General features: G+C 37.3%; 9 protein-coding genes and 1 pseudogene. 5 read left to right on the forward strand and 5 right to left on the reverse strand.

The genetic code is table 11. The annotated features are described in order from the left end of the window. Window positions 1–133 precede the first annotated feature (133 nt). From HMPREF9699_RS05210 to porU, 4 genes and pseudogenes are all read right to left on the reverse strand, one after another. Window positions 134–853 (reverse strand): annotated as a pseudogene (locus HMPREF9699_RS05210) (ISAs1 family transposase). Between the two features lie 292 nt (window positions 854–1,145). Beyond that, on the reverse strand, window positions 1,146–2,018 hold the full coding sequence (gene dapA / locus HMPREF9699_RS05215; RefSeq protein WP_002663000.1) for a 4-hydroxy-tetrahydrodipicolinate synthase: 873 nt from the start codon (window positions 2,016–2,018) through the stop codon (window positions 1,146–1,148). A 167-nt stretch (window positions 2,019–2,185) separates the two neighbouring features. Further along, window positions 2,186–3,355 carry a type IX secretion system outer membrane channel protein PorV gene (porV, locus tag HMPREF9699_RS05220; protein ID WP_002663001.1) on the reverse strand — a complete coding sequence of 390 codons (1,170 nt, stop codon included), beginning with the start codon at window positions 3,353–3,355 and terminating at the stop codon, window positions 2,186–2,188. Between the two features lie 214 nt (window positions 3,356–3,569). Further along, window positions 3,570–7,451: a type IX secretion system sortase PorU gene (porU, locus tag HMPREF9699_RS05225; protein ID WP_002663002.1), complete on the reverse strand. Its 3,882-nt coding sequence runs from the start codon at window positions 7,449–7,451 to the stop codon at window positions 3,570–3,572. 161 nt (window positions 7,452–7,612) lie between these two features. Here porU and gldJ point away from each other — a divergent pair, with 161 nt between their 5' ends. Both gldJ and HMPREF9699_RS05235 read left to right on the forward strand, forming a co-directional pair. Beyond that, entirely contained in the window at window positions 7,613–9,208 is a 1,596-nt protein-coding gene (gene gldJ, locus HMPREF9699_RS05230) for a gliding motility lipoprotein GldJ (protein WP_002663003.1), read from the forward strand. A gap of 59 nt (window positions 9,209–9,267) precedes the next feature. After that, entirely contained in the window at window positions 9,268–10,557 is a 1,290-nt protein-coding gene (locus HMPREF9699_RS05235) for a UDP-N-acetylmuramoyl-tripeptide--D-alanyl-D-alanine ligase (protein WP_002663004.1), read from the forward strand. Window positions 10,558–10,571: 14 nt separating this feature from the next. Here HMPREF9699_RS05235 and HMPREF9699_RS05240 read toward each other — a convergent pair whose 3' ends face one another. Next, complete coding sequence (locus tag HMPREF9699_RS05240; protein WP_034985653.1) at window positions 10,572–11,432, reverse strand: glycoside hydrolase family 25 protein; 861 nt, start codon at window positions 11,430–11,432, stop codon at window positions 10,572–10,574. Window positions 11,433–11,489: 57 nt separating this feature from the next. Here HMPREF9699_RS05240 and ribB point away from each other — a divergent pair, with 57 nt between their 5' ends. Genes ribB through HMPREF9699_RS05255 form a run of 3 tightly spaced genes read left to right on the forward strand, consistent with a single transcriptional unit; the run spans window position 11,490 to window position 13,618 of the window. Next, entirely contained in the window at window positions 11,490–12,614 is a 1,125-nt protein-coding gene (gene ribB / locus HMPREF9699_RS05245) for a 3,4-dihydroxy-2-butanone-4-phosphate synthase (RefSeq protein WP_002663006.1), read from the forward strand. Between the two features lie 11 nt (window positions 12,615–12,625). After that, the gene (gene mazG / locus HMPREF9699_RS05250; protein ID WP_002663007.1) at window positions 12,626–13,390 is read left to right on the forward strand and encodes a nucleoside triphosphate pyrophosphohydrolase; all 765 of its coding nucleotides are present in this window, start codon (window positions 12,626–12,628) and stop codon (window positions 13,388–13,390) included. A 6-nt stretch (window positions 13,391–13,396) separates the two neighbouring features. After that, complete coding sequence (locus HMPREF9699_RS05255; RefSeq protein WP_002663009.1) at window positions 13,397–13,618, forward strand: heavy-metal-associated domain-containing protein; 222 nt, start codon at window positions 13,397–13,399, stop codon at window positions 13,616–13,618. The last annotated feature ends 14 nt before the right edge of the window (window positions 13,619–13,632 follow it).

Below are 13,632 nucleotides of genomic sequence, written 5' to 3' on the forward strand. Positions count from 1 at the left end.
TCAGAACTTATGGCAATACTCCAACAATTGTAATGCAATTTGAAAAAGCTGATTTAGGTATATTTAAAAGTGCTATTGAATACATTAATTAGGTGATGTAATTATTATGAATAAATATGAAAAAATTTCTAGGCTAAACGCATGAAAAATTTTGGATAATATCTTTTAAGTAATCTGTATTGTAGGCGGCTTTGAGTCTTCGTTTCTTTAAGTTTAATGTATCTTTTTGATTTTTAATCATTTGTAAGGATGATTTCCGCAGAGCAGATAGGTTTTCAGCCGAAAATCCCGCTCTGGCTCGGCACGAATCCTCCCGAAATGTTACATCCAAATGCCAATGCAGTTTATTCTCAATCCCCCAATGCTCACGAACTAATTCATTGAAATAATCCGCAGATAAGCTCTCTTCACTGCTGATATAATATCTCGTTTCTTTCTGAATATCAGTACCTAAATGCCTTTCAGACTCAATTTGAATCAAGGTTTTCAACCCCGCCCAAACCGATAAATTTTCGTCAAGCAACACATCTTTCGCCTGTAAAATACGGCATTTACGAGTTTCAAATCGAGACGAAGAATATTCCTATTCTTCTGAAAAACAATTACTTGACCTAGCTTTAAATCCGCAGACTACATCCTCAAATAATTCTGATTGATTCGATTTTAAGGACAGTAGATAATGCCCTTTTTTCGCCATAATTAAAGATGCTATTTCTTTCTGACAGCCCATCGCATCAATGCTAACTACCGAATTTTCAATATCTAAACTATTAATGATTTCAGGAATAGCCGTTATTTCATTGGATTTATCTGCTACTTTTTTCTGTCCGATGCAAAGTTCGTTTTTGCTCACCTAAGTATTTATAATGTAAAGAATTGTATTTTAGGTTTTTATGTGATTTGCATCTTTGACTTTATTCCCATTGGGAGCATTGACTGTGTATTGCTTTTTCCAGAAAACTGTCTCTTAATATTCATAAAGTCAATGACGGTCAATTATTTTTTGAATGTTCTTAAACCGAATTGGGGCTATTTAATCACGCATTAAAAACCCTTTCAGTGCTGCTGAAAGGGTTTCTATTATTGGCTTATCGATATTGAACTTTCAACCACATCTGACTGTCAGATAATGTAAAATGATTATTCTAAATCTTTTTCATTTCTTCTTTGATTTTCTCTTTGAGCCCCTCACTGGCACTTACTAATGGAAGACGAACGATGTTTTTGGTAATTCCCATTTCCGCGAGTACTTGTTTGATGCCGCATGGATTTCCTTCCGCAAAGATAAGTCGAGTGATTTCTACCAATTGATTATGTATTTGGTATGCCTCTTTTACTTTCCCTTCAAAAGCAAGGTTTACCATGGTAGAAAATGCTTTAGGATAAGCCTGTGCAATTACTGAGATTACACCATCTCCTCCCGCAAGGGTTACAGGAAGTGTGTACTCATCATCACCAGAGAAAAGCTGGAAACCATCTTTTTTCTTTCTTAGAATGTCAAAATATTGCGTGATATTAGGTGATGCTTCCTTAATGGCGAAGATATTTGGGAAATCATTGGCAATTCTGAGCGTAGTTTCTGCCGATACATTTTGTCCTGTTCTAGATGGTACATTGTAGAGGATGATGTTTTTTCCAGTTTGGGCGAGCATTTTATAGTGCTGATATATGCCTTCTTGGTTAGGCTTATTGTAGTAAGGAGAAACTGAAAGTATCGCTTCAAAGTGGCTAAGGTCAGTATTTTCTATTTGATTTTTCACAGCCAGAGTATCATTTCCTCCTATTCCTAGTACCAATGGCAGTCTGCCGTTATTTACTTGGAGAATATGTTGTATCACTTTATTTCTTTCCTCGGTGGTAAGGGTAGCAGCCTCTGCGGTAGTCCCCATTACGATGAAAAATTGTGTACCACCTGAAATATTGTGCTCTATAAGAGCAGTAAGAGCATCGTAATCTACAGAAAAATCTTCTTTAAATGGTGTGATGAGGGCTACACCTACGCCTTTGAGCTGTTGCATAACGAAAAAATTTACCCAAAGATAAAGAATGTTTTTGGAAAAAATCTAAAATAAACCTCAATTTTTTATGTGTATGAAAGGATATGTACCATATTTATTTTTCAAAAAAAACTACTTCCAAAATATGAAAGTAGTTTTCTTTTATTTTTAAGATGAACGAGGAAAATCTAGTAATCATTTGCATTAATAGATTCTTCACCGATATTCCAAGTAAGCCCAAAACGAAGTGTATTGTCTAGTGCAGAATTCAGTTTAGAAGTATTGATCAAATAAGAGACATCTAAACTAAAGGCGTTGTATTTAAAACCTACCCCTGCAGTAGCAAACTGTCTTGCTCCTTGTATTTCGCTTTCGTGGAAATAACCGCCACGCACGAAGAAAGAGTTATCATAAGCATATTCCACTGCACCAGAGAACATGATACTTTTAGGATTTTTAAATGATTTGGTAACTCCTTCCATTACTCCTACATTGGGTACTTCATAGACAGGTCTTTGGGTAAGTGGGTCTATTTTTACAAATTCGGAACCTGGAACGAGGATTTTAGAAGCCTCACCAGAGATGCTGAGTCGGCTGTCATTATCTAAGAACATATCATAGCTAGCTCCTAATCTTGCCATGGTAGGAAGATAGCTTCTAGAGGCATCATCACCAGTGTAGTCTAATTTAGGACCTAGATTTTGGATGGCCAAACCAGCGTTCACTCTATTGTCCATACCTCCTACTCCTGAAAATCTAGGAGAAGAGTAGTACGAAGAAATATCTACGGAGAATGAATTGGCGGCTTTCAGTGTGGTGTCTGTATTAAATCCTCCAGCGAGGTCAGAGCGGATAAACCTACCTGTTACTGCCATGGAAAAGGCATCTGCTAGACGAAGTGCGTAGGCCACATCTATTGCTAATTCATTAGGTTTGGCAGTTCCTTCTTTAGCAATTACATTATTGTCTACTAAACGCGTAAGCTCTACAGAACCTAAATTAAAGTAATATAAGGAAGCAGAAATAGTAGAACGCTCATCTTGTCCTAGAAATTTATAATAGGAAGCGTAGAGTAAGAAAGTATTATTAGTAAGTTTTCCCATGTATGGAGTATAGTTTACCCCTAGTCCAGATGTATTTCTAGCGAAAGGATATTTTGCAGCATTCCAAAACTGTGAATATACATCAGCAGAAGTAGCTACCCCTTGGTCTCCCATACCTGCTGCACGAGCATCTGGTGCTATTCTTAGGAAAGGAGCACCCGTAAGCACAGGTCTTATTTTGCTAAGGTCCTGAGCAGTGGCATAAAAACTAGTGCCAATGCTTAATGCAATAAGTGATTTTTTTAATAATGCCATAGATTATTATTTGAAGTCTCAAATATATAAAAAAACTTATAAACTGTTCGTGTTTTCCAAAAATATTTTAACCCGACGCCCGATGCTTACCTTGCAATGTTTTAAAAAGTGGCTGACGGTGTGGCGTATAACGAGTGGCTTCTCTCGACTAACTAATATCTAATCTCTAACTTCCAATCTCTAACCTCTAATGTCTAAAATCATTGTACAAATTCTATTTTAGTATTACCATTTTTTCTACAGCGGTAGCACTGCCTTTGCATTTTTCTTGGTTTTGGCTACGAACAAATACCTTGTACACATAAGTCCCTTTACCTACCAGCTGTCCATAGTCATCTCTGCCATCCCATGCTATGGCTTGTTTAGGCGTTCTGTATCCTTGTAAGAAAGGTTCTGAAACTACAGTTTGAGAGATGGTTTTTACCAGTTTTCCGGTGATGGTATAGATTTGTGCATTTACATCTAGGATATCGTCACAATTGTGCTCAAAATGGATATAGGTTTTATCAGTAAAAGGATTAGGCCAATTCAGCAGTCGGTTGATGACTAAGTTTTCTTGTTTTTCATCTCTTACGGTAAAAGTAAGCGTTTCGGTGGTTGAGTTGTTATTAATATCCCAAATTTTAAAGGTAAGTGTATGCTCACCAGTGCTTAGATTTTTGAAAGGATACACTACGGTTCCCTTTTGGTAATCTTTGAGGTCCAGAAAGGTACAGCCTGCACCGTCTCCCGAGGTGTAGAAGTCATTCAGCACAGTGGTATTGATAATCTTTCCATCCAGATAGGTAACGATGTCATGGCCTACTCCTGCTCCTGTGGAGTTAATCCCTGTATCATCTGTAACACAAGCGATGAGTGTAGGGTCGGTATTGGTAATTCCTCCATTGGCAAAATGAATATTGTTCATATAGAGTTTTACTTTTGGAGGTTCGTTATCATTGAGTCCGTCAGGGTTAATACCACCGATGATGTATGGCATATTTTTCATTACATCGTATTCTCCATTGTCTGCATAGGCAAGGATTCTCCCCATTCCTAAGGTGTAATTGATGTCATTGGGCATATAAAATTCGGCTGTAAAAACGCCATTCACTACCTTTCCTACAGCTTTTACTATAGGGGTACCTTCTTCTTCATAACGAATAGTGGGGTTCATACAGCCGCTATTATCATTATTGCGGGTAGATTTTGTAATTTTTTTATCGTAAATATAGACTTGTGCTTTACCATTGAAATTGGGATTTACAGTGCCATTGGCATTCATTACTCTTCCAGTAATTTTGACAAAATCTAATGCTCTTAGCTGTCCCGCTACAGGAGATTCTATATTGTCTATTTCTAAAAGTTTTTTAGGGCGATTCAGCTTCATGGCAGGGTCTCCCAGGAAGTTTACTTTGAGGTGATTGTAATTAGGGCCTTGTCTTTTTTTGGCTTCTAGGTGAGCAAAACCTAATTCTCTGAAATCATCATTTTCTATTCGGGTGATTTCTTCGGTGAAAGGTCTGGTGAAATTAATTCCATAGATGACATCAATGGCTCTACTAGAAGTAATCATGCTGGCTGCTCCTCCTGACTTGAGTTTAATGAGCTGCTCACCCGCAGAGTTGGTATTAGGTTCATCCCAAAGGGAAAATTCGCAAGTGATGGTAGAAACCAGTGGAAATCTAGAAAAGAGGCTGTTATAGTTGTTGATATTTTGAATTTCGTTAGAGGTAAAAATTCGTTCTTGTGCCCATCCATTGATTCCTCCATGACCGAAATAAAACTGGTACAAGCTATTATTAAATCCTGTATTGAGCGTTTGGGTAATTTCGGGATAACGCTGTCCTCCTGCGGTATTAATTTGCGGATAAGCATCCATATACAATTTACGGATATTGTATTCAGGTTTGTCAGTATTAGGAGCTTCAAATACGCCCGTGAGGGTATTTTCTACATAATTATGGAAGGCGTTTCCTAAATCACAATCATCATCTACGGTAAAATCCATTCGGGTTCTCCAAATTCCGAAAGGAGTAGACTGATTAGGAAGTGCATTATAATATGCTAAGGTTTTATCTACTAATAATTTAGCCTCAGATATATTAGCGGCGGGAAGTCTCCCAATGGGGATGTCAGGAAGCATATTTCCGATGAGGGAAGAGTTTTGGGGTTTTGTCATTACGATATAATCATCACTAACGAAAGAAGAGGATACATTGGCACTTTGCTCACTTTGATAGCTGAGAACGAGATTGGTATTATTGGGGATTCTGTTTTTAAAATCATAGGAAGTATCCCCTAGTAGTAATACATTTTTTAGAGTACCTGCGGGGGTATTAAGTTTAGTAATGAAGTCTCTGAGTGCGGTAAGGTCTTGGCTTCCACTGCTAAATTCATTATAGATTTTATGAAGCTCTACTATTTCTACCTGATAATTATTTTTCGTTCTATGATAATCCGCTAATCTTTGGGCTTCGGCAAGAAACTGAGTAGGAGTGATGATGAGGTATTCTACTCCGGAGAGTGCAGAAAGGTTTTGATTATCAATTTTTCCTACAAAGGAAGGGGTGTAGGCGGCATCATTTCTAAAGGCTACAAATTCATTATTAAAATTTTGATTATTGGCTATATACCCGAAATTAAAAGTATTTCCTGATGCCTTATTTACCTTTCTTGTCGCATTGGTAATATCGGTAACATCCCATATTTGCTCTAAACCAGAGGCATTGGCTACCGAAAAACCATAGAGCGTCCCCGTGCCGCTATCGATATTAAAATCTCTGAAATTCATTTGGCTGCCATTGAAAGACAAGTTTTCTTTGTATTGGGCCTCTACATAATCTAGATAGAAAACACCATTAGGATTGGCACTGATATTGGGGGTCAGTTGGAAAGAAATTTGATTGCCTTGTTGGTTTACCACTGTACCTGCGTATTCCATGGGGAAAAAACCGGTGGCGTTAGAAGGGATATTAAAGGTAGAGTTATTTTGGGCGTTGATACTCATATTGAGTTGGTTACCATTAGAGCCATAACCGATGACTTTAGCTTTGTACCGAATGACATCTGTAGGCTGAATGGCAGAATGAGTATGGAGAGTAATATTTTTTTCGTTGTAGAAAGATTGATTTTCTACCCATATTCGTCCTAATCCTACGAGGTTTTTCTCGTCGTTATTGATGAATTGGTAAGCATCGTATCGGGTAATCAGTTCGTTGGGGAGTTGGGCATCTTCATCGGTTACTCTTTTACCAGGGCCTATATCAAAATTAATGAAGTAGTAAGCCGCATCTTCGTAGATGTTTTTCAGATGGTTACTTCTATCCGTTCGGGTTTCTACTCTTTTGTAGCCATTTCCGTTGGTATTGTTGTATAAATTATAGCCATCAGGACCTTGAGCATAGAAGAGTGCGTAGTCTCCATCATTCCATACTCCATCTTCTTCACCGATGACTTGGATGGCATTTTCTTGGAGTGCCGAATATCGGGTGTCTAAATTATATTCTGGAAGCATGATACCTCCGTTTCCATAGATTCGGAAATTTCGTGGGTTAATAGAGGAAGGGGAGATGCCATTGGCTTGCAGGAAATCTTTGGTGATTTTAAAAATTCCTGATTTATCTACCTTTATCTTGTAGAAGTTTCCAGAAGCCAAAGGGTTTTCTGTAGTACCTGTTCTTTGGAAGTTTTTATTTGCTATATCTGTATTTCTTATAGTAAAAGAACGAAGCCGATAGGCTTGTTTGCCATCGTATTTGAGCGTAGCAATTTTAATTTGGGCCATTCTTTGTCCCTCTTTATTGATACTGTAATGAATATCAAAAATCTCATGCTTCGGGAGTAGCGTTTCGGTAAGATGAAAAAGTTCTTTAGATGAAATTTTTTCCCATTTTGGTTGCTCTATTCTTATGTCATGTCCATTGGCAGGAAGGGTATGGTTATAGAAAACCACATGGTCTGCTAGTTCTAGTCCTTTGTTATCAAAAGAAGGAACGGTAACTTTCTCTATACCATAGTCTATAGTGGTAAAATTATTCCAATTTAAAGTAATTTCCTGAGCGGATACGAATAGCGAACCCGCTATAACGGATAGGATGCCAATTGTTTTTTTCATAAAAAAATCATTACTTTTCCGAATACAAATTACGGCAAAAATATCTCAAAAATAGAGTGCTTAATGAAAAAAAATGAAATTTGTAAAAAAAAATGTTCACATTATTTGATTATTTGAATAAAAAATTATTTCTTTGTAGCTAAGAAACAATTATAAGCACTATGAAAAAACTCAAGTTGTTTTCATTACTAGCCCTCGGTTCTACTTTGGCACTTACTAGCTGTGGAGGAAATAATGGTGGCGGTACCAAAAGTTTTGTGAGTAAAACTGGTTGGAAACCAAATGACTCTAGAGGTTGGTTCTTTACAGGGAAGTCTCAAAAAATGAAAGGGTGGCCAGGGATGGTCTATGTAGAGGGAGGTACCTTTACAATGGGACAAGTGAAAGATGATGTCATGAAAGACTGGAATAATACACCAAGGCGTATGACGGTAAGTTCTTTCTTCATAGGAGAAACTGAAATTACCAACTATGAGTATAGAGAGTATCTTACTTGGTTAAAGTATGTATTCCCACCTTCTGACCCTAATTTCCGTGAAATATATAACGGAGCATTGCCAGATACTCTATTATGGGATAATAAACTGTCTAGAAATGATTTTTCTGAAACTTATTTCCGCTCTCCAGAGTTTGACTATTACCCAGTAGTAGGGGTAAGCTGGAGCCAAGCCAATAAATACTGTGAATGGCTTACGGATAGAGCAAATGAAAAAGCATTAATGGATGCAGGGGTTCTTACTAAAGATTTGTATAAAGATGAATCATTAAATCTTGGTGGTGCATCTTTTAATTTGGATAAATTCCGTGCGAATGACCCAGAGATTCGTGCTTATATTAATGAAAGAAGAGAGCAGCAGCAAATGGGAATGAGAAATGCAAACCAAAGACTCATCGCTGCAAATAAATCTCCAGGTGCACCAATGGTACAAAAATTCAGACTTCCTACAGAAGCAGAATGGGAATTTGCAGCTCTCGGAATGTCTAAAGATAGAAATTATAATAACTATAAAGGAAAAAACCCATACACTAACAAGCTAAGAGCGAAGAGAGGTGGAAACCAAGGAATGTACTTGCAAAACTTTAAGCAAGGAGCTGGAGACTATTCAGGTACAGCAGGATGGAAAAATGACGGTTCTGCATACACTTCTGATGTGAAAAAATACCCTGCCAATGACCTTGGAATTTATGGAATGTATGGAAATGTATCTGAATGGACGGCAGATGTTTACAGACCTATCATTGATACAGATTACTCAGACTTTAACTATTTCCGTGGAAATGCTCCTCAGCGTATCTTGAGAAATGGAGATGGTACCATGAAAAAGGTAGAAGCTGGTGATATTAAATATGATACTCTAGCAGACGGAAGACTTCTTTATAGAAATTTACCAGGTCAGTTTGATAGAGAAACGGTAGCCAATTATAGTAACTTTAGAGATGGAGATAGACGCTCTTCACTGAACTATAGATCAGGAGGAGAGGAAGCAGAAGATAAAGGATATAGTATGTATAATAGTCCAAGAAAAGAATTCTTTGTAGATGCAAGAGGTAGAGTGGTGATGCAAAAAGACGAAACGAAGAGGTCTTCTGCTATATCTAACGAAATCCGAGTGGTGAAAGGTGGCTCTTGGCAAGATACCGCATATTGGCTAGACCCAGGACAAAGACGCTATAAAGGTCAAAATAATGGGTACAGATGGATTGGTTTCCGTGTGGCTCAGGATGCAAGAGATACTGGTAAGCGTACGAGAAGATAATTTTGATAAAAATAGCTTTTATCCTTCCCTATTCGGGAAGGATTTTTTATTTTTGAAAAATGATAACTTTGGATGAACTTTACGCACTTTATAAAAAGTCTTCTGCTGTAACTATTGACAGTAGAAAAATTCAGGGAGGTGAGCTGTTTTTTGCCTTTTCGGGAGAAAATTTTAATGCAGCAACATTAGCACATGAAGCCGTGCAAAATGGTGCCTTAGCAGTTATTGTAGAAGATGAAAATTTTGCCGATGTACAGCAGAATATTTACTATGTTCCCTCTACACTTCAGACTTTACAAAACTTGGCGAAATACCACCGTCAGCAGCTCAGTATTCCCATCATAGCACTTACAGGGAGCAATGGAAAAACGACTACCAAAGAACTCATTCATGCGGTGTTATCTCAGAAATTTAATGTTCAATATACACTAGGGAATCTCAATAACCATATTGGGGTGCCACTTACTCTTCTTAGTATCAATGAGAAACATGAAATGGCCATCGTGGAAATGGGAGCCAATCATCAGCAAGAAATAGCATTACTATGTGAAATCGCTCAGCCTGATTATGGATATATTACTAATTTCGGGAAAGCCCATTTGGAGGGGTTTGGTGGCTTTGAAGGAGTAATTAAAGGCAAATCAGAAATGTATTCGTATCTCATGGCCCATCAGAAGACCATTTTGGTAAATGCTGAGGATGAAATTCAGGTGGAAAAAGCAAAAGGATATTCCCCAAAAATTTCTTTTGGTAATGAGTGGCTACATACGGTAAATTATGGCTTTGAGGAAATTGTTCAGGCACATAGAGTAGGTGTTCGTTACAAAAATAGGGATATATGGTCTCAGCTTACAGGGGTGTATAATTATACTAACCTTTGTGCCGCTGTTGCTCTAGGGCTCCATTTTGAGGTAGAATTAGAAAAAATCCAACAAGGAATTACCAATTATTTTCCTAGTAATATGCGTTCTCAGATAGAGAAAAGAGGAGCGTATAATATCGTAGTAGATACTTATAATGCCAATCCGAGTTCTATGGAATTATCACTGAAAAATTTTAAAGATTTTGAAGGGTATAAAATTGCCATTCTCGGAGATATGCTAGAACTGGGAGAGGTAAGTCATGAGGAGCATAAGAAAATTTATCAATTCGCAAAAGGTTTAGGTATTGATGAAATTTATACCGTTGGAAAGTTTTTTATGGAAATTAATCATGAAAAATCCTTTGAAAAAACACAAGAATTAGCACAATATCTGGCTACGAATCCATTATTACAAGGACATGTGTTACTGAAAGGTTCCCGAGGCATGAAGCTAGAACAGTTATTAGACGAAGTGAGAAAAGTGTAAAAAAATGGTGGAAATTATTCCACCATTAGTTTTTTTAGAACGCTTTTTCCTCCATTTACTACATTCAAATCTACTTTGGTATTGATACCATAGACAATGCCTTTTTCTGTAAATTGCCATATTTTCCAGTCAGAATTGGGAGAGGGTTCAGGGACATCGTTGTAATTTGCCAGCCATAGTGGATATTCATCAAAGTTTCCTTCTAGATAATCTTTATGGTAATGGTAATAGGTGTAGATAATGGTTTTTTTATCGTATTTTTCTTCTACTATTTTCAGCCAAATTTTGAGGTTTTCTATGAGTTTTTCCTGCGTTATCTTTATTGGGCTTTTCTCTATGTCTAATACTGGTACCAAATCACCTTTCTCTAGTTGTACGCTTTCTAAGAAATTATTTGCCTGAAGTACAGGATCTTGGTCGGGTCTGTAAAAATGATAGGCACCACGGATGAGCTGATGTTTCCTCGCCTGTTTCCAAAAATGCTTAAAATTTTTATCCTTACTTTTATTCCCCATAGATGCCCTCATCACTACAAATGAAAGTGGTATGGTTCGGTGACCGATGGATAGAGAATCCCATTGAATGTCTTTGATTTCTTGATAATGAGAAATGTCTATTCCAAAGGCGTTATCTGCGTATTGGGTTACTATTTTTTCTATTCTTTTTTCTTCGGCAGGGGAGTTTTTGAGTACTTTATGCTGAAATTTATTGAAATATAAAGCGTAAAAATAGCTGATTTTCTGCTTCATATACAGCCCTGTTACCAAGAGAGCAAGTCCGAAAACTAAAAGTAATACATAACGCTTTAGCAGGAAATTTTTCTTTCTTACCTTTTGCCTTTTTTTTCGGGTGCTGCTGTTCTTTTTTGCCTTCATACAAAAGCAAAAATAAGATAAAATATCCGTACCTTTGTCCAATATCTAAATTAAATCATGTCTGAAATAAAACTCAATACAATTCCTGAAGCCATTGAGGATTTAAAAAATGGAAAAATCATCATCGTAGTAGATGATGAAAATAGAGAAAATGAAGGAGATTTCCTTTCTGCTGCTGAACTTACCACTCCTGAAATTATTAATTTTATGACCATCCACGGAAGAGGACTGATATGTACACCACTTCCAGAAAAAAGATGTGATGAACTAGGGCTAGACGCTATGGTGACTCGGAGTAGTGACCCCAAAGAGACCGCATTTACCGTGTCTATTGACCTTTTAGGAGATGGAGTATCTACAGGAATCTCTGCAAGTGATAGAGCCAAAACTATCCTTGCACTGATGGATGAAAATACCAAACCTACAGATTTTATGCGTCCTGGTCATATCTTCCCGCTCAGAGCCAAGAAAGGAGGTGTACTGAAAAGAGCAGGACATACTGAAGCTGCCATAGACCTTACTCGTTTAGCAGGGCTTAAAGAAGGAGGCGTAATTTGTGAGATTATGAATGATGATGGTACCATGGCAAGGCTACCACAGCTGGTGGAACTGGCAAAAAAGCTCGACTTGAAAATTGTTTCTATTGAAGATTTAATCCATTATCAGCTCCAAAAAGGAGACCTGATAGAGAAAATAGAACAAAGAAAAGTAAAAACTTTCTACGGGGAGTTTGATTTTTTTGCATTCAAAGAAGAAGGAACGAGCCAAATTCATTTTGCACTTACCAAAGGAACATGGACAGCAGATGAACCCGTTTTAGTAAGGGTGCAGACTTCTAATGCGTATTTTGATGTCTTGAGTAGATTAACCTCTGGTGAAAAGCCACAGCTGGAAAGGATTGCTCAAATGATTGATGAAGAAGGAAAAGGAGCCATCGTTTTTATTAATAATGTTTCCACAGAAGAAAATACCATGAGAAAGCTACAGCAGTTTATTGATTTTCAAGAGGGAGCAGCACAAAGAGCTACCTTGGCTTCTAATTTTAGAGATTATGGAATTGGTACGCAGATATTAAAATATTTGGGAATCAATAAATTTAAGGTAATTACTCAAAATCCAGACCTTAAACCTGTAGTGAGTGGTTATGATGTGGAAGTAACGGAAATGGTTTCGCTTTGGTAATAAAAGATTTTATGAACAGAGAAAGACAGCTACAAGCATTTTCAAAATTGCTAGACATCATGGATGAGCTGAGAGAAAAATGCCCTTGGGATAAAAAGCAAACCATGGAATCTCTCCGATATCTTACCTTGGAAGAAGTTTATGAACTTTCTGATGGCATCCTGAAAAAAGATTTGGAGGAAATCAAAAAAGAGATAGGTGATGTGCTGCTTCATTTGGTTTTTTACGCTAAAATCGCTTCAGAAAAACAGGCATTTGATGTCGCTGATGTCATTGAATCACTGAATGAAAAATTGATTTTTAGGCATCCGCATATCTATGGTGATGTGGAAGTGGCAGATGAGAAAGAAGTGAAAGAAAACTGGGAAAAACTCAAACTAAAAGAGGGAAATGACTCAGTACTTTCGGGCGTTTCTAAGGGATTGCCCAGCATGATAAAAGCCACGAGGATTCAGGAAAAAGCCAGAGGCGTAGGCTTTGATTTTCCTACCACAGAGGAGGCTTGGCAAAAAGTAGAAGAAGAGATGAAAGAGTTCCGTAATGCGGAAAATCCTCAGAATAAAAATGATGAACTGGGAGATGTGCTGTTCTCTATCATTAACTATGCAAGGCTGTTAAACCTCAATCCTGATGAAGCATTAGAACGAACCAACCTGAAATTCATCCAAAGATTTCAATATATAGAACAAAAAGCTAAAGAAAAGGGTACTTCCATTACTGAACTGAGCCTTCAGGAAATGGACGAATACTGGAACGAAGCAAAAAAAGAAAAATAAAACAATATGGAAAATAAAAAAATGACCTTCAAAACCAATCTTAATTGTGGAGGATGTGTAACTAAAGTTCAAAATGATTTTGATAACGCCGAAAATATTTCAAAATGGAATGTAGATACGGAAAATCCGAATAAAATTCTTACCGTAGAAGGCGAAATCGTTCCTCAAGAAGTAATGGATATGGTGAAAAGCAAAGGTTTTGAAATAGAACAGCTGAATAACGACTAAAAACACTATCATCC

Source organism: Bergeyella zoohelcum ATCC 43767 (assembly GCF_000301075.1).
GTDB lineage: Bacteria > Bacteroidota > Bacteroidia > Flavobacteriales > Weeksellaceae > Bergeyella > Bergeyella zoohelcum.

Coding starts and splice junctions, on each gene's coding strand:
- dapA (WP_002663000.1), bottom strand. CDS start 2,018: ATGCAACAGCTCAAAGGCGTAGGTGTAGCCCTCATCACACCATTTAAA.
- porU (WP_002663002.1), bottom strand. CDS start 7,451: ATGAAAAAAACAATTGGCATCCTATCCGTTATAGCGGGTTCGCTATTC.
- ribB (WP_002663006.1), top strand. CDS start 11,490: ATGTCTGAAATAAAACTCAATACAATTCCTGAAGCCATTGAGGATTTA.
- HMPREF9699_RS05255 (WP_002663009.1), top strand. CDS start 13,397: ATGGAAAATAAAAAAATGACCTTCAAAACCAATCTTAATTGTGGAGGA.
- gldJ (WP_002663003.1), top strand. CDS start 7,613: ATGAAAAAACTCAAGTTGTTTTCATTACTAGCCCTCGGTTCTACTTTG.
- mazG (WP_002663007.1), top strand. CDS start 12,626: ATGAACAGAGAAAGACAGCTACAAGCATTTTCAAAATTGCTAGACATC.
- HMPREF9699_RS05240 (WP_034985653.1), bottom strand. CDS start 11,432: ATGAAGGCAAAAAAGAACAGCAGCACCCGAAAAAAAAGGCAAAAGGTA.
- porV (WP_002663001.1), bottom strand. CDS start 3,355: ATGGCATTATTAAAAAAATCACTTATTGCATTAAGCATTGGCACTAGT.
- HMPREF9699_RS05235 (WP_002663004.1), top strand. CDS start 9,268: ATGATAACTTTGGATGAACTTTACGCACTTTATAAAAAGTCTTCTGCT.